A 15,623-nucleotide genomic window follows, 5' to 3' on the forward strand; every position below is an offset into this window, starting at 1 on the left:
GCTGGCTCACCCCAAAGCCCACAGCCGTGCGTAGTGGCCGTCCGCGGCGACCAACTCGGGGTGGGTGCCCTGCTCGACGATGCGGCCGTGGTCGAGTACCACGATCCGGTCGGCCTTCGCGGCGGTTGCCAGGCGGTGGGCGACTACGAAGGTGGTGCGGCGCCGGGCGAGGTGTTCGGTGGCGCGCAGGACTGTGGCTTCGGTGGCTGGGTCCAGTGCGGCGGTGGCTTCGTCCAGCAGGAGCACGTCCGGGTCGACCAGCTCGGCTCGGGCGAGTGCGACGAGTTGCCGCTGTCCGGCGGACAGGGAGCGGCCGCGTTCGCCTACTGGCTGCCGGAAACCGGCGGGCAGCGCGGCGACTCCGTCCAGGGCGCCGACGGCGCGCACGGCTGCCTCGACTTCCGCATCGGTGGCGCCGGGGCGGCCGTACCGCACGTTGTCCGCGACGGTGCCGGAGAACAGGTGCGCTTCCTGCGGTACCACGCCCATCCGGGCGCGCAGTGCGGGCAGGTCGTACTCGCGGACGTCGACACCGTCGATCAAGACCGCGCCGCCGGTGGCGTCGTAGTAGCGCGCGACGAGCTTCACCGCGGTGGACTTGCCCGCGCCGGTCGCGCCGACCAGCGCGACGGTTTCGCCTGCCGCGACGTCGAGCGTCAGGTTCTCCAGCGCGGGCTTTTCCGCGCCGGTGTAGGAGAAATCGACGTCCTTGAACCGCACTTCGCCGGACAGGTGTGCGGGCAGTTCGACCGGTTTCTCGGCCGGAGGCACCGACGTCGGCGTGCGCAGCAGGTCGCCGATGCGGCTCAGGCCGACGCGGGCCTGCTGGTAGCCGTCGAACACCGAGGACAGTTGCTGGATCGGCGAGAAGAACTGCTGCAGGTACAGCAAGAATCCGAGCAGCACACCGGCTTCGAGGGTGCCGCCTGCGACGCGGTGGGCGCCGACGACCAGCACCGTGGTGGTCGCCAGATCCGACAGCAACGAGACGAGCGGGAAGTATGTCGCGATGTACCGCTGCGCCCGCAGTCGCGACCGGCGGTAGTCGTCACTGCGCGACGCGAACACCTCCGCCGAACGCTCTTCGCGCGTGTACGCCTGGGCGACCCGCAGACCGCTGACGTTCTCCTGCATGTCCGCGTTGACGACGCTTACCTTCTCGCGCGCCTCGCTGTACGCACGCGACGCGACCCGCCGGAAGATCAGGGTGGCTACGAGCAGGATCGGCAGCATGGCCAGCGCGTACCCGGCCAGCGCGGCATCGGTGACCAGCAGCGCGACCGTGATGCCCACCAACGTGAGCGCGCTGACGACTGCGGTGGCGAGGCCGGTTTGCAGGAACGTCGACAACGCGTCGACGTCCGTGGTCATCCGGGTCATGATCTTGCCGGACAGTTCGCGCTCGTAGTAGTCCAGCCCAAGTCGTTGCAGGTGTGCGTAACTGCGCACGCGCAGCGAGTACAGCACCGTCTCGCCGACGCGGGCAGTGAGCCGGGTTTGCCAGCGCACCACGAACCAGTCGGCCGCCACCACCACCGCGCCGATCCCGGCCAGCAGCCACACGACGCTCGCCACGCCGGGCAGGACGCCGTGGTCGACCCCGCGCTGGTACAGCGCGGGCAGTGCGAGCGAGGCCAGTGCGTCCGCCGCGACCAGACCGATCACGCCGATGAGCGGCCACCGCACCGGACGAAGGATCCGGGACAGCTTGAAGCCGGGGTCCGAGGCCGTGACGTCCACATCGGACAGCCGGGGCCGGTCGGTAGCCGGAGGCAGCCGGCGGACGCCTTCCAGCAGTTCCGGAGTAGGTGGCACGTCAGCGCCGCCGCTGCCCGCGAACCCGCTGCCGCCGCCTGGCATGCCGCCGCGGGACTGCGCGGCTTCCGCGAGCGCGTCGACCTCGTCGCGGTCGTCGTTTGGCCACAGGACTGCCGTGGTGCCGTCCGCGCCCGGCTCAAGATTGTCGCAACGGTGCGGCTTTTCGACGTCGTCGTCCGGACCGGCGACCAGTTCGCGGAACAGTGCGCACCGCGCCAGCAGTTCCTCCTCGGTGCCGACGTCGACCACTCGGCCCTGATCCATCACCGCGATCCGGTCAGCGAGTTGCAGTGTCGACCGGCGGTGCGCGATGAGCAACGTGGTGCGTTCGGCGGTGACCGCGCGCAGCGTGTCGTGGATCGCGGCTTCGGTGACGGTGTCGATCGCCGAGGTCGCGTCGTCCAGGATCAGCACGCGCGGGTCGGTAAGCAGGGCCCGGGCCAGCCCGAGCCGTTGCCGCTGCCCGCCGGACAGCATGAGGCCGCGCTCGCCGACCTCGGTGGCGTATCCGTCCGGCAGCGCGCGGATGAACTCGTCCGCCTCCGCCGCGCGGGCGGCCGCGAAGACCTCCTCGTCGCTCGCGTCCGGGCGGCCGTAAGCGATGTTGTCCCGCACTGAGGTGGAGAACAGGAACGCTTCCTCGAAGACCACGCCGATCGCCTGCCGCAGGTCCTTCAACGGCACGTCCCGCACATCCAGCCCGCCGACCCGCGCCGAACCCGAGTGCACGTCGTAAAACCGGGGCAGCAGCATGGAAATCGTGGACTTGCCGGACCCCGCCGTGCCCACCAGCGCGAGCGTTTCGCCGGGCCGGGCTTCGAGAGTGAGCCCGTCGAGCACCGGGTCGCTGCGGGTGTAGCCGAACTTCACCTCGTTCAGCTCGACGCCCAGCGCGCCGGGCGGCAGCGGCCGCGCGTCGGGGCTGTCGGTGACCTCCGGCTGCGCGTCGATCAGCTCGTACACCCGCTCCGCACCGGCACGCGTGAGCTGCGCCTGCACGACCAGCCCGGACAGGAACCGCGCCGGGCCGATCAACGCGGCGAGATAGGTGGCGAACGCGAGGAACGTGCCGAGACTGATCTGCCCGTTCAACGCCAGCATGCCGCCGATCGCCAGCACCGCGACCTGACCCGCGGCAGGCAGCGCCGACGTGGTCGCTGTCGGCAACGCGGACAGCTTCGCCGCGCGCAACCGCTCCGCGAAAAGCTTCCGTGCCGTGCGCTCCAGCCGCGCGACCTCGCGTGCCTCCTGCCCGAACCCCTTCACCACGCGCACGCCGGTGACGGTTTCCTCGACGTGCTGCGCGACATCCGCCGCGCGCTGCTGCGCCGACCAGGTCGCCGGGAACAACCGCCGCCTGCTCAACGCCACGACGATCCCGACCCCGGGCGCGACCACCAGCGCGATGAGCGTGAGCAGCGGCGACATCCACACCATCGCGCCCAGCGACAACACCGCGAAAATCACCGACCCCGCCGACAGCGGAACCTGCATCAGCAACCCGGTGACCAGCTGCAGATCCGAAATCGCGCGCGACACGACCTGCCCGGTGCGCAACGCGTCCTGCTTCCCGCCGTCCAGCCGCGAGACCGCGCCGAACACCCGGTTCCGCAGATCGTGCTGCACGTCCAGCGCCAGCCGCCCGCCCACATACCGGCGCAGAAACGCCGACCCGAACGCGACCAGCTGCAACGCCACCAGCCCCACCGCGAGCCCGGTCAGCTGCGACGTATGCCCGGCCACCGCGTCGTCCACCGCCGACCGCACCAGCAACGGACTCGCCGCCTGCACCCCGACGCTCAGCACCGCCGCTGTCATCGCGAGCACGACGACGCCGCGGTGCTCCCAGCAGGCAGCGGACAACCGGCGCACCCAGCCGACCGGTCGGGGCACCGTCTCAGCAATCGGACGGTCTTGACGCGCAGGCGTCGCAGTGGTGGTCACATCACAAGGTTAGGCAGCGGCACCGACAATTTATTCCCGGGCGAGCCGGCGGCCCGGACCAAACAGGCACAACCGGCGCTCCGGCGGGCAGAGGTGACGAACGGCACGCCAGCGCGTTCCGAAGGACCCTGGAAGCCTCGTGGAGCAGGGAAACCCTGGTCCGGGCAGCAAAGGTGAAAGGTTGAACGTTCACCTGGTCACCGGGAAGAACCCCGGCGAAATCCACCCCCGGACGAGCGCTCCCGCCCAATGTTCTTTAAGCTAGTACTCGGCGACCCGCTCCCAGTGACCCCCAGGCTGGTTGAGCGGGTCGCCCCTTCTGGCCTTCCCCTACTCGCGCCTGGTGGCGCTTCGTCGGGAAGGGGCGTCGTAGTACCCGGGGGGCCGAGCCCCCCGGACCCCCGCGGTGCCTTCGGCGGCGGTTGGGTGGGGGGCCGGGGTTGGGGTTGGGATGGCGTGGGGTGGAACAAAAAGCGTTGTGGCGTGGCAAAAGCGGCGAGGGCCTTGGGGGCCTCGCCGCTTTTGTGTGCTGGTTATGCCAGGGCGGTTTCGACGGGGGTGTGGGGAAGGTTGTGGGCGGTGGCGACCGGGGCGTTGGTCAGGGCGCCGGAGTGGGTGTTGAGGCCAAGGGCCAGGGCTGGGTCGGCGGAGAGGGCGGCCTTCCAGCCCTTGTCGGCCAGCTGCACGGCGTAGGGGAGCGTCACGTTGGTGAGGCCGTAGGTGCTCGTGCGCGGGACTGCGCCAGGCATGTTGGCCACGCAGTAGAAGACCGAGTTGTGGACCGTGTAGGTCGGGTCGTCGTGCGTGGTGGGGCGCGAGTCGGCGAAGCAGCCGCCCTGGTCGATGGCGATGTCCACGAGGACGCTGCCCGGCTTCATGCGCGAGACCAGGTCGTTGGAGACCAGCTTCGGAGCCTTCGCGCCGGGGACCAGGACCGCGCCGACGACCATGTCCGCTTCCAGGACCGACTCTTCTACCGACAGGCGGTTCGAGGTGACGGTGCGGATTCGGCCGCCGAAGTCGTTGTCGATCTGGCGCAGGCGGTCGACGTTCGTGTCGAGGATTTCCACGTCGGAGCCGAGGCCGAGGGCGACCCGGGCGGCATTGAGGCCCGCCACGCCGCCGCCGATGACGACCACGCGCGCCGGGTGCACGCCGGGGATGCCGCCGGGCAGGACGCCCCGGCCGCCGCTCGGCTTCATCAGGGCGTAGGCGCCGACCTGCGGAGCCAGCCGGCCCGCGACCTCGGACATCGGGGCCAGCAACGGCAGCGCGCCGTTCGGCTTCTGCACCGTCTCGTAAGCGATCGCGGTGGTGCCCGCGGCCAGCAGCGCGTCGGTCAGCGGACGGTCCGCGGCGATGTGCAGATAGGTGAACAGCACCAGATCCTTGCGCAGGCGCGGGTACTCCTCGGCGATCGGCTCCTTCACCTTCAGCACGAGCTCGCCCTCGGCCCACGTCTCGTCCGCGGTGGCGAGCACCTTCGCGCCCGCGGCGACGTACTCCTCGTCCGTGATGGACGACCCGGTCCCGGCACCCGTCTCGACGAAGACGTCGTGCCCGCGACCGACCAGTTCGTGCACGCCTGCCGGGGTCAACGCGACCCGGTACTCGTGCTTCTTGATCTCACGGGGAACGGCGATGCGCACTGCTTGCCTCCTGGCGGCGGTTCTGTCGAAGGTGGTGCCACTCACGGTGATCTACCCGGACGGCGGTGTCATCATCCTTCCGGCACAGTCTTGCGCTGGGTCAATAGTGCTGCCAGGACAACGCACTTGACCTCGACCGCACTTGAGGTAGTTGGCTGGCCCCCGGCGGAGACTTCGAGGAAGGGCTTACATGCGAGCGGTGTGGCTGCGGGAGTTCGGCGGGCCGGCGGTGCTGGAGGCGGGGGAGGCCCCCGATCCGGCTCCCGGGCCGGGACAGGTGCTGATCGAGGTGGCGTTCGCCAACGTCACCTTCGTGGAAACGCAGTTCCGGGCGACGGGGACGGGGCCGTTCGGCAGCACGCTTCCGATGGTGCCCGGCAACGGCGTCGGGGGTGTGATCAGCCGCGCCGGGGAGGGCGTGGACCCGGCGCTGGTCGGGAAACGCGTGGTGACGTCGACCGGCGGCAGCGGCGGTTACGCGCAGCGCGTGGTCGTGGACGCGGCGTTGGTGTTCCCGGTGCCGCACGCGCTGAGCCTCGACGCGGCCGTCGCGCTGCTGGCCGACGGCCGCACGGCGACCGGGCTGGTGCACGCGACCGCGGTGGCGCCAGGGGAACGGGTGCTCGTCGAGGCTGCCGCCGGAGGGGTCGGCAGCCTCCTGGTGCAACTGGCGAAGGCCGCGGGCGCGGAGGTCGTGGCAGCCGCGGGCGGGGCGGAAAAGCTTGCCCGCGCCCGGGAATTGGGTGCGGATCTGGCGGTCGACTACACCGATCCGGAGTGGACCGCCGAGGCCGGGGAGGTGGACGTGGTGTTCGACGGCGTGGGAGGCGCGGTCGGCACCGCGGCGTTCGCGCTGGTGCGGCCCGGCGGGCGGATGGCGATCTACGGTCTGGCAAGCGGTTCCTGGACCGAAGTGTCCGAAGAGGACGCTGCCGCGCGCGGCGTGAAGCTGATCCGATCGATCGGCGACGCGGCGGAGATGCGCGGCTACACCGAATCGGCACTGGCGGCCGCCGCGTCCGGACAGCTGACCCCGGTGATCGGGCAGCGGTTCCCGCTGGAACGCGCGGCCGACGCGCACGCGGCGATCGAATCGCGCGGCACGATCGGGAAGACGCTGCTGGTCGCGTGACCGGTTTCGACGTCGACAGTTTCCTCGCGCAGCCGCTGACCGCACGGGTCGCCACCGCTGGTCCGACCGTCCGGCCCACCTGGTATCTCTGGGAGGACAGGGCGTTCTGGATCCTCAGCGGCCCGTGGTCGCGGCTGCCCGCTCGGGTGCGCGAGGAGCCGCGGATCGCGGTGACAGTGGACGTCTGCGACCTCGCGACCGGCTTGGTGCGTCAGGTGATCGCGAGCGGGTCAGCCGCCCTCGAACCGTTCGACGTGCCGCGCGGACGCCGGAAACTGGTGCGCTACCTCGGCCCGGACGAGTCCGCGTGGGATCCGCGGTTCCGTGCGTACCTGCTGGACGATCCGGCGGAACGCGGCACGGTGTGGGTCCGGATGGAGCCGGAATCGTTGCGCGCCAACGACCTCAGCTATCAGGTCAGCTCCAGCGGAGTGCGATCAGCTGGGTAAGCAGCGCGAGCCGTACGTCAGGATCATCAAGGTTCAACGGAACAAGTTCCAACAGCCGCTTCATCCGGTACCGCAACGTATTCGGATGAATGCGCAACCGTTCCGCAGCAGCGCGGGGGTCGCCGGGATGTCGGAGCCATTCGTAAAGAGTGTCGACGTACCCGGCGTTGCTCGCCTCGTCGTGTGCGCGCAGCACGCCGAGCGGGCCGAGTTCGGACACCTGCGCCGCCGCTGCTCCGGCGGCGGCGCGGTGCAAAACCAGCGCGGTCCATGCCTCGTCGTACGCCACGACACGGCCCTCGACCAGTCCTGCTCGCAGCAGTCCCAGCGCCTCGTCCGCCTGGGCTCGCGACGCGGCCAGCGCAGTCGGATCGCCCGGCGCGCCCGCAGCCGCGCGCGGTAGCCCGCCCCGGCGAGACGCGGGCTGGGCGAGCAGCGCCTCCCGCAGTTCCGGCCAGCCGCCCTCGCCGGGGCGATCCGGAACCACGACGTAGAGCAACCCACCCAGTTCAGCCGCGACCGGACGGCGTCCGAAACCCTGCGAAATCCGTTCCAGCAACGCCAGCAACAGTCCCTCGGCGTCCCGGCTGTCGCCGCCGCTGACGTCCACGACGACGACCCGATGCGGCTCGTCGGACAGGTCCAGTTCGGCGACTACCCGACGCGGAGGGACCTGTCCTTCCAAAACCGCGCGCAGCAATTCGGCGGAAGCCCGGCGTTGTGCGTCCGTATGCGCGCGCCGCCGCAGCAGGTGCAGCGCGACCACCGGGGCCGCGTCGGCGAAAGCCGCCGCGCGTTCCTCGGAAACCGGACCGGGGACGACCGCCCACATCGAGCCCAGCAGTTCGCCGCCCATCCGGATCGGCACGATCAGCCGCGGCAGGGTGCCGTCGCGCTGGGCCGGGACGAAGATCGTCTGCCTGCCGCGGGAAAGCTCGCGGAACACGCCGCGCGAGCGGAACCGGGCCAGCACGTCGTCCGGGATTCGGCGGCCCATGATCGTCGCGACGCGCGCCGGGTCGGTGAGGTCCTGGCGCGCGGAGTAGGCGAGGACGCGCGAGTTGGTGTCCTCGATCGTGACCGACGCGTCGACCACCGCGGCCACGGCGTCGGCGAGCCGGAAGAGGTCGCCGGAACCCGGGTCGCCGCCCTCTTCGAGCGCTTCGGATTCGTCGGCGAGTGCGTCCAGCACCGTGCGCAACAGCCAGACCAGCTGGGCCCAGGAGGTCGCCGCGTGCACCTGGATCAACGCGATCCCCGCCGACTTCGCCGCGCGTCGCACCGGCTGTTTCGCCGCCAGCGGCGGTTTCAGCAGCACCGCTGCGGCACCCCGTCCGGCGCTCACCCGGACGAGTGCCGCGGCGTCGGCCTGCTCGATCGTGGCGACGCCCAGCACCAGGTCACCCGCGGCGATGGCGGACTCCGCACCGGGCTCGGCGATCACCACGTCGCCGACCGCGGGACAGCCTTCGGGCACGAGAAGCGCGTGGAGCAGCGTCGGACCGACCCGGTCCACGACGCTGCGCACCGAAACCACAGCTACCTCCAGCGCTCCTGACGTTCTTGCTGGAACGGTAGAAGACTGCACCGGTTTCGCCACCCGCGGCACTAGTTAGCGCGAAACACCTTCGGCCACGGCTTGAAGTACGACACCAGCGTCGCCCCCAGCAGCAACGTCAGCCCGACGCTCATCGCGCCGGTGCCCGACACCGCGCCCGCCCCGACGATCTCCCCGCGTGAAGCCTGCTCGCCGTGCTCGACGAATAACGGGACCACCATCAGGTTGCCGCCGGCGAAGAGGGCCAGCGTGGCCAGCAGTTTCCACAGCACCCAGTGGTAGCGGACCAGCTTCCACTTCGTGCCGAGGCCGAGGACGACACCGGTCGCCAGCGCGAGGAGGCTGGCCGGGAAATAGAGTGCACCGGCGAGCACCCCGGCGATGACGTTCGCGCTGCGCGTGGTCACCGGATCGGGGACGGCGATCGCGAGAATGCTGCAGATCAGCACCGCGAGCTCGGCGCCGATCCAGCCGGCCGACGTGACGACGTGGCCGAACAGGAGCCACTTCCGGGTCGACGGCCGCATTCTCCAGTCCATGCGCCTGAGCTTGCGCTTCACCGCGCTGTCGCGTCGTCCGTCAGCGCTCGGCACTTGCTCATACGTCCGGGTGCGTAGGACTCTCATCTCGTGAGAGCGGTTGGGCGTTTCGTCCGGCCTGGTTAACGTCGCGCCCAGCCGACCCGTTCACGACCGCTAGGAGCGAGCAGATGCCGGAAGACACCACGAGCTGGTCCTTCGAGACCAAGCAGATCCACGCGGGGGCGGCGCCCGATCCGGCCACCGGCGCCCGCGCGACGCCGATCTACCAGACCACGTCGTACGTCTTCCGCGACACTCAGCACGGGGCGGATCTGTTCAGCCTCGCCGAGCCCGGCCACATCTACACGCGCATCAACAACCCGACCCAGGACGTCCTGGAGCAGCGCGTCGCCACCCTCGAAGGCGGCGTCGCCGGTCTCGCGTTCGCTTCCGGTTCGGCGGCGGTCACCGCGGCGATCCTGACCCTGGCGAACGCGGGCGACCACTTCGTCACCAGCCCGTCGCTGTACGGCGGCACCTACAACCTGTTCCACTACACGCTGCCGAAGCTCGGCATCGAGGTCACCTTCATCGACGACCAGGACGACGCCGAGCAGTGGCGGGCCGCGGTCCGGCCGAACACCAAGCTGTTCTTCGCCGAGACGCTGGCCAACCCGAGCAGCGCCGTCCTCGACATCCGCAAGGTCGCCGACGTCGCGCACGAGGCCGGTGTTCCGCTGGTCGTGGACAACACCGTGCCGACGCCGTACCTTGTTCGCCCCATCGAGCACGGCGCCGACATCGTCGTGCACTCGGCGACGAAGTACCTCGGCGGCCACGGCACGACTGTCGCCGGCGTGCTGGTCGACGGCGGCACGTTCGACTTCGGCAAGGACCCGGCCCGGTTCCCGGGCTTCAACGAGCCCGACCCCAGCTACCACGGTCTCAAGTACTGGGAGGCGCTCGGCCCGGGTGCGTTCGCGGCCAAGGCACGCGTGCAGATCCTGCGCGACACCGGCGCGGCGATCGCCCCGTTGAACAGCTTCCTCATTTTGCAGGGCATCGAGACGCTGTCGCTGCGCGTGGAGCGGCATTCCACGAACGCGCAGGCGCTCGCGGAATGGCTGGAAGGGCGCGACGAGGTCGAGAAGGTCTACTACGCCGGGCTGCCGTCGAGCCCGTACCACGCGGCGGCGCAGAAGTACCTGCCGCGCGGCGTCGGCGCGGTGCTGTCGTTCGAGCTGCGCGGCGGGGTCGAAGCGGGCCGGAAGTTCGTCGACGGCACCGAGCTGCACAGTCAGCTGGTGAACCTCGGCGACGTGCGCAGCCTGATCGTGCACCCGGCTTCGACCACGCACAGCCAGCTCGGCCCGGAGGAGCAGGTCGCCGCGGGCGTCACGCCGGGTCTCGTGCGGCTCGCTGTCGGACTGGAAGGAATCGAGGACCTGAAGGCCGACCTCGAGGCGGGCTTCCGAGCCGCCAAGGCGGCGCTGTGACGGATCCCGGCGCGAGTCTTCCGCCCGTCACCGGTGCGTGGCGGGCGGGCGACCCACCCGGCAGGCGGCAGTGGTTCACCGGCCCCGGCGCGCTCGCGCTGGAGGCCGGTGCGACCCTGCCCGGCTACACCCTCGCGTACGAAACGTGGGGAACGCTCAACTCCGACGGGTCCAACGCGGTCCTCGTCGAGCACGCTCTCACCGGCGACAGCCATGTCGCAGGCCCCGCTGAACCCGGGCATCCGAGTCCCGGATGGTGGGAGGGACTGATCGGCCCCGGCAAGGCTTTCGACACCGACGAGCTGTTCGTCGTCGCGCCTAACGTGCTCGGCGGCTGTCAGGGGTCGACCGGCCCGGCCTCGCCCGCTCCGGACGGTGCGGCGTGGGGCAGCCGATTCCCGGCTTTGACCGTCCGGGACCAGGTCAATGCCGAAGCGGAGCTCTCGGACGCACTCGGCATCGAACGCTGGGCCGCCGTCGCGGGCGGTTCGATGGGCGGGATGCGGGCTCTCGAATGGGCCGTAAGTCAACCCGATCGGGTCGCCTCGGCGCTCGTTCTCGCTTCGACCGCTCGCGCGTCCGCCGAGCAAATCGCCTGGGCCGCCCCGCAGCTGCACGCGATCCGCGGCGACCGGGCCTGGCACGGCGGCGACTACTACACCGCGGCCGAAGGCCCGCACCGCGGACTGGGCGTGGCCCGGCGGATCGCGCACGTCACCTACCGCTGCGAACCCGAATTGGAGACGCGTTTCGGGAACCGTCCGCAGCGGGACGAGGATCCGCTGGCCGGCGGCCGGTTCGCGGTCGAGTCCTATCTGGACCATCACGCGGCCAAGCTCGCCCACCGGTTCGACGCGGGTTCCTACGTGGTGCTCACCGAATCGATGAACACCCACGACGTCGGCCGGGACCGCGGCGGGGTAGCTGCTGCCCTGGGCCGGGTCACCGCGCGCACCGTGGTCGCGGCAGTGGACAGCGACCGGCTTTACCCGCCGTACCAGTCGCACGAGATCGCGGCGGGGGTCGGCGGCGAGGTCACGGTGCTGACTTCGCCGTACGGCCATGACTCGTTCCTGATCGAGACCGAGCAGATCGCCGCGCTGGTCAAGACTCTGCTGGGCTGACCTCGCCCGCTGGGCGGTCCGGGAAGGGCTCCTTGCGGGACTTGGATTCCCGCAAGGAGCCCTTCCCGGACCGGGCCTCAGCCGATCGCCGAGGTCAGCGGCGCGTAGTACCCGCCCCGCTGCCCAGCGGCAGTCGGGTGGTACGACTCGTCCACCGGCCACGTCAAGCTGTGCAGGTAGTCGCTCGCCGACGAGCAGATGTTGTGCCCGACGAACGCCGACCGGACGTCCACGAACTTCCCGCCCGCCGCGGAAACCCGCGACGACAGCACCGAGGCCAGCGTGTCCGCCCCGGAGTTGATCGCCGACCGCTTCGTGTCGCTCAGCCCGACGTTGCACGAGCCCGGCACGGTGTAGAAGCGCGGGTACGAGAGCACGACCAGTTGCGCCCCGGGGGCCTTGCTCTTGGCCGCCGAGTACACCTTGTCCAGCAGTCCGGGCAGGGTGTTCTGGACGTAGGTCTTGGCGGTGTTGACCCGGTCCGTGCAGGTCTGGTCGCTGCCCAGCGTGCACGTCTTGATCACGTCGGTGAACCCGGCGTCGTTGCCGCCCACGGTGAGCGTGATCAAGGTGGCGTTGGAGGGCATCGAGCTGATCTGGCTCAGCACGTCGCTGGTCTTCGCGCCCGAGCAGGCGAGGAAGGTGAAATTGGTGCCGGAGTGGGCGTTGGCCCACAGTTGGCTGTACGCGTTGGCACTGCGTTTGCAGCTGCCGGAATCTCCGTAGCTCCCGGCGCCCACTCCGGCGGAGTAGGAGTCGCCGAGTGCGACATAGTTTTGCGACGCGGCGCTCGCGGTGTTGGCGAAGCCGAGCGAGGCAGCGAGAGCGACCCCCAGGGCCGCGCACATCCGAAGGATGCGTCGTGATGGTTGACGGGTGTTTGCAGCCATGGGTCACTCCTGTCGTGACAGCTTGACGCGGTAAAGCTTTACCAGGTGCAATCCCCACGTGACACCCCTCAAATCCGGGTGCCGCCACTTGGCTCAAGCAGGAAGTAGGACCGGAAGTTAGCGCTCGCTAACCACGGGACCTACTATGTGCCGATGCCGGCGAATTCCCTCCCACTGGTGAACGGCGCGAAGCCGAACAGGCGGGAACAGATCCTCTCCGCCGCCGCCGAGCTGTTCGCCCACCACGGTTTCCACGGCGTCGGCATCGACGACATCGGCGCGGCCGTCGGCATCTCCGGTCCCGCGCTGTACCGGCATTTCCGCAGCAAGGACGCGATTCTCGGGGAAATGCTGAACTCGATCAGCCACTTCCTGCTCGAAGGCGGCACCGCGCGCGCCGCGGCGGGCGGCACGCCGGACGAGCTGCTGGCCGCGCTCGTGCGGTTCCACGTCGACTTCGCGCTCGATCATCCGGCGCTCATCACCGTGCAGGAGCGCAATCTCGCGAACCTCACCGACGGTGACCGGAAACAGGTGCGCGCGCTCCAGCGGCAGTATGTCGAGGTGTGGGTGCGGGCGATTCGCGAAGCTGTGCCCGGCCTCGGCGAACGCCAGGCGCGCTCGGCGGCACACGCCGTGTTCGGCTTGATCAACTCGACGCCCTACAACCGCCATCTCGGTGACGGCCCGCTCGCCGATCTGCTGTGCCGGCTCGCGCTGGGTGCGCTTTCCGCGGCGGGCTGAGCCCGCGATCCGGGGTATCCCGCCGACCGCCGGTCTGGTGTTTGATAGGCACGTGACCGCGGACCGGAGCGAGGGCGAGCAGCGACTCGTCGAGAAGGCACAGCGCGCGCTCGTCGCCATCAGCCTTGGCGAGGACACGGAGGCGCTGGAAGAGGTCACGCCCTCGTCGCAGGAGCCGGGCGAACGCGACGAGGAAACCAAAGAGCTGATGCTGCTGCTCTTCGGCGAGTGCAGCGCCATGGTGTCCACCCTCGGTGACGGCGGCACCGCGCCGGTCAAGGTGCAGGTTTTCGACGAGGCCGGCGAAGAGGTTTCGATCGACCAGGCCGACCCGCCGGTCCGCACCGCCGTCCGCACGCTGCTCGCCGAGGTGCACGGCAATACCGCGGCCGCGCGCGAACAGGTCGAGATCGCGTTGGCGAGCGCCGCGCCGAACGAGGTGGACAGCCTCTTGCTGCAGGCGCTGCGCTGGACGATCCGGCTGTCGGTCGAATGCCTCGAACGGGACCTGCCGGTGGCCGGCTGGATCTCCGACGCCGTCGCGGGCTGAGTGTTTCCTCTTTCACCCGCCTCGCGGGGGCGGGCGCTTCGGGCTGGACTGGACAGGGCGGTTAACGAGCACTAACATCTCCGGCGGAGTTAACGACCGCTAACGTCTCGACGGAGAGCCATGGACACGCCGGTACTGCGCAGTTCCGCGGATCCGAACAGCGACACCTTCACCCGCAGCGTCACTTCGCACGGAGAATTGGTCGAGGATCTGCACAAGCGGCTCGCCGCCGCCCGTCTCGGCGGGCCGGAGAAGTCGCGTGCCCGCCATGTGGAACGCGGCAAGCTGCTGCCCCGCGACCGGGTGGACGCGCTGCTGGACCCGGGATCCCCGTTCCTCGAGCTTTCCCCGCTCGCGGCCACCGGGCTGTACGACGACGAGGCACCGTCGGCGGGCATCATCACCGGGATCGGGCGGGTGGCCGGCCGCGAATGCGTGATCGTGGCCAACGACGCCACGGTCAAGGGCGGCACGTACTACCCGATGACGGTGAAGAAGCACCTGCGGGCGCAGGAAGTCGCACTGCACAACAACCTGCCGTGCATTTACCTGGTCGACTCGGGCGGCGCGTTCCTCCCGCGCCAGGACGAGGTCTTCCCGGACCGCGAACACTTCGGCCGGATCTTCTACAACCAGGCCACCATGTCCGCGCGCGGGATCCCGCAGATCGCCGCCGTGCTCGGCTCGTGCACCGCAGGCGGCGCGTACGTCCCGGCGATGAGCGACGAAGCGGTCATCGTGCGCAATCAGGGCACCATTTTCCTCGGCGGCCCGCCGCTGGTGAAGGCCGCGACCGGCGAGGTCGTCACGGCCGAGGAACTGGGCGGCGGCGACGTGCACTCGCGGCAGTCCGGTGTCACCGACCACCTCGCCGACGACGACGCGCACGCGCTGCGCATCGTCCGCGACATCGTTTCCACGCTCGGCCCGCGCACGCCGCGGCCGTGGGACGTCAAGGCGATCGAGCCGCCCGCGGCGGACGAACGCGAGCTGTACGGCGTGGTGCCGACGGATTCGCGGACCCCGTACGACGTGCGCGAGGTCATCGCCCGCGTCGTCGACGGCAGCCGGTTCGCGGAGTTCAAGAAGGAATACGGCTCGACGCTCGTCACCGGCTTCGCGCACATCCACGGCCACCCGGTCGGCATCATCGCGAACAATGGCGTGCTGTTCGCCGAGTCCGCGATGAAGGGCGCGCACTTCATCGAACTGTGCGACCGGCGCTCGATCCCGTTGGTGTTCCTGCAGAACATCACCGGCTTCATGGTCGGCCGCGCGTACGAGGCGGGCGGCATCGCCAAGCACGGCGCGAAAATGGTCACCGCGGTGGCCTGCGCGCGGGTGCCGAAGTTCACCGTGATCATCGGCGGCTCCTTCGGCGCGGGCAACTACTCCATGTGCGGCCGGGCGTATTCGCCGCGGTTCCTGTGGATGTGGCCGAACGCGCGGATTTCCGTGATGGGCGGCGAGCAGGCGGCCTCGGTGCTGTCGACGGTGCGCCGCGACGCGATCGAGGGCCGCGGCGGCGAATGGTCCACTGAGGACGAAGAAACCTTCAAGGACCCGATCCGCGAGCAGTACGAGGAACAGGGCAGCCCGTACTACTCCACGGCGCGGCTGTGGGACGACGGCGTGATCGACCCGGCGGACACCCGCACGGTGCTCGGGCTCGCGCTTTCGGCCGCGGCTAACGCTCCCTTGCCCGAGGTCAACTACGGCGTCTTCCGGATGTGATGAGCGTGTTCGAG

12 protein-coding genes are annotated in these 15,623 nt (G+C 70.2%); 7 read left to right on the forward strand and 5 right to left on the reverse strand.

Annotated elements, in window-relative coordinates; genetic code table 11:
• Positions 1-6: 6 nt before the first annotated feature.
• Positions 7-3,762, reverse strand: coding sequence for an ABC transporter ATP-binding protein (locus A4R44_RS02965; protein ID WP_095213161.1), 3,756 nt, complete (start codon positions 3,760-3,762; stop codon positions 7-9).
• Between the two features lie 533 nt (positions 3,763-4,295).
• Positions 4,296-5,411, reverse strand: coding sequence for an alanine dehydrogenase (gene ald / locus A4R44_RS02970; RefSeq protein WP_067576134.1), 1,116 nt, complete (start codon positions 5,409-5,411; stop codon positions 4,296-4,298).
• 190 nt (positions 5,412-5,601) lie between these two features.
• Here ald and A4R44_RS02975 point away from each other — a divergent pair, with 190 nt between their 5' ends.
• Entirely contained in the window at positions 5,602-6,543 is a 942-nt protein-coding gene (locus A4R44_RS02975; RefSeq protein WP_067576135.1) for a zinc-binding dehydrogenase, read from the forward strand.
• Positions 6,540-6,992 carry a pyridoxamine 5'-phosphate oxidase family protein gene (locus A4R44_RS02980; RefSeq protein ID WP_067576137.1) on the forward strand — a complete coding sequence of 151 codons (453 nt, stop codon included), beginning with the start codon at positions 6,540-6,542 and terminating at the stop codon, positions 6,990-6,992. Before A4R44_RS02975 ends, A4R44_RS02980 begins: the two co-directional genes overlap by 4 nt.
• Here the strand turns inward: A4R44_RS02980 and A4R44_RS02985 are convergent.
• Entirely contained in the window at positions 6,961-8,529 is a 1,569-nt protein-coding gene (locus A4R44_RS02985) for a CdaR family transcriptional regulator (RefSeq protein ID WP_067576139.1), read from the reverse strand. The genes A4R44_RS02980 and A4R44_RS02985 overlap by 32 nt on opposite strands.
• A gap of 71 nt (positions 8,530-8,600) precedes the next feature.
• Positions 8,601-9,089, reverse strand: a complete 489-nt coding sequence (locus A4R44_RS02990; RefSeq protein ID WP_067576580.1) for a hypothetical protein — start codon at positions 9,087-9,089, stop codon at positions 8,601-8,603.
• A gap of 170 nt (positions 9,090-9,259) precedes the next feature.
• Between A4R44_RS02990 and A4R44_RS02995 the strand changes: the two genes are divergently transcribed.
• Together A4R44_RS02995 and A4R44_RS03000 are read left to right on the forward strand one after the other, a co-directional pair.
• Complete coding sequence (locus tag A4R44_RS02995) at positions 9,260-10,567, forward strand: bifunctional o-acetylhomoserine/o-acetylserine sulfhydrylase (protein ID WP_067576141.1); 1,308 nt, start codon at positions 9,260-9,262, stop codon at positions 10,565-10,567.
• Positions 10,564-11,691: a homoserine O-acetyltransferase gene (locus tag A4R44_RS03000; RefSeq protein WP_067576143.1), complete on the forward strand. Its 1,128-nt coding sequence runs from the start codon at positions 10,564-10,566 to the stop codon at positions 11,689-11,691. The genes A4R44_RS02995 and A4R44_RS03000 overlap by 4 nt, the downstream gene beginning before the upstream one ends.
• Positions 11,692-11,768: 77 nt before the next feature.
• On the opposite strand, the gene A4R44_RS03005 is transcribed toward A4R44_RS03000, so the two are convergent.
• Positions 11,769-12,539 (reverse strand): SGNH/GDSL hydrolase family protein, encoded by a 771-nt coding sequence (locus tag A4R44_RS03005; RefSeq protein ID WP_067576145.1) that lies wholly within the window; start codon positions 12,537-12,539, stop codon positions 11,769-11,771.
• Between the two features lie 195 nt (positions 12,540-12,734).
• On the opposite strand from A4R44_RS03005, the gene A4R44_RS03010 reads away from it, so the two are divergent.
• From A4R44_RS03010 to A4R44_RS03020, 3 genes are all read left to right on the forward strand, one after another.
• Positions 12,735-13,325, forward strand: coding sequence for a TetR/AcrR family transcriptional regulator (locus A4R44_RS03010; RefSeq protein ID WP_067576582.1), 591 nt, complete (start codon positions 12,735-12,737; stop codon positions 13,323-13,325).
• A gap of 52 nt (positions 13,326-13,377) precedes the next feature.
• Positions 13,378-13,875, forward strand: coding sequence for a hypothetical protein (locus tag A4R44_RS03015; RefSeq protein WP_086024916.1), 498 nt, complete (start codon positions 13,378-13,380; stop codon positions 13,873-13,875).
• 120 nt (positions 13,876-13,995) lie between these two features.
• The gene (locus A4R44_RS03020; RefSeq protein ID WP_067576147.1) at positions 13,996-15,609 is read left to right on the forward strand and encodes a carboxyl transferase domain-containing protein; all 1,614 of its coding nucleotides are present in this window, start codon (positions 13,996-13,998) and stop codon (positions 15,607-15,609) included.
• The last annotated feature ends 14 nt before the right edge of the window (positions 15,610-15,623 follow it).

It is taken from the genome of Amycolatopsis sp. M39 (assembly GCF_001651785.1).
In the GTDB taxonomy this organism is placed as follows: domain Bacteria; phylum Actinomycetota; class Actinomycetes; order Mycobacteriales; family Pseudonocardiaceae; genus Amycolatopsis; species Amycolatopsis rubida.

Bases quoted from the DNA above. Each gene is read 5' to 3' on its own strand.
- A4R44_RS03005 (WP_067576145.1), bottom strand. From the start codon at position 12,539: ATGTGCGCGGCCCTGGGGGTCGCTCTCGCTGCCTCGCTCGGCTTCGCC.
- A4R44_RS02990 (WP_067576580.1), bottom strand. From the start codon at position 9,089: ATGGACTGGAGAATGCGGCCGTCGACCCGGAAGTGGCTCCTGTTCGGC.
- A4R44_RS03010 (WP_067576582.1), top strand. From the start codon at position 12,735: ATGCCGGCGAATTCCCTCCCACTGGTGAACGGCGCGAAGCCGAACAGG.
- A4R44_RS02975 (WP_067576135.1), top strand. From the start codon at position 5,602: ATGCGAGCGGTGTGGCTGCGGGAGTTCGGCGGGCCGGCGGTGCTGGAG.
- A4R44_RS03020 (WP_067576147.1), top strand. From the start codon at position 13,996: ATGGACACGCCGGTACTGCGCAGTTCCGCGGATCCGAACAGCGACACC.
- A4R44_RS02995 (WP_067576141.1), top strand. From the start codon at position 9,260: ATGCCGGAAGACACCACGAGCTGGTCCTTCGAGACCAAGCAGATCCAC.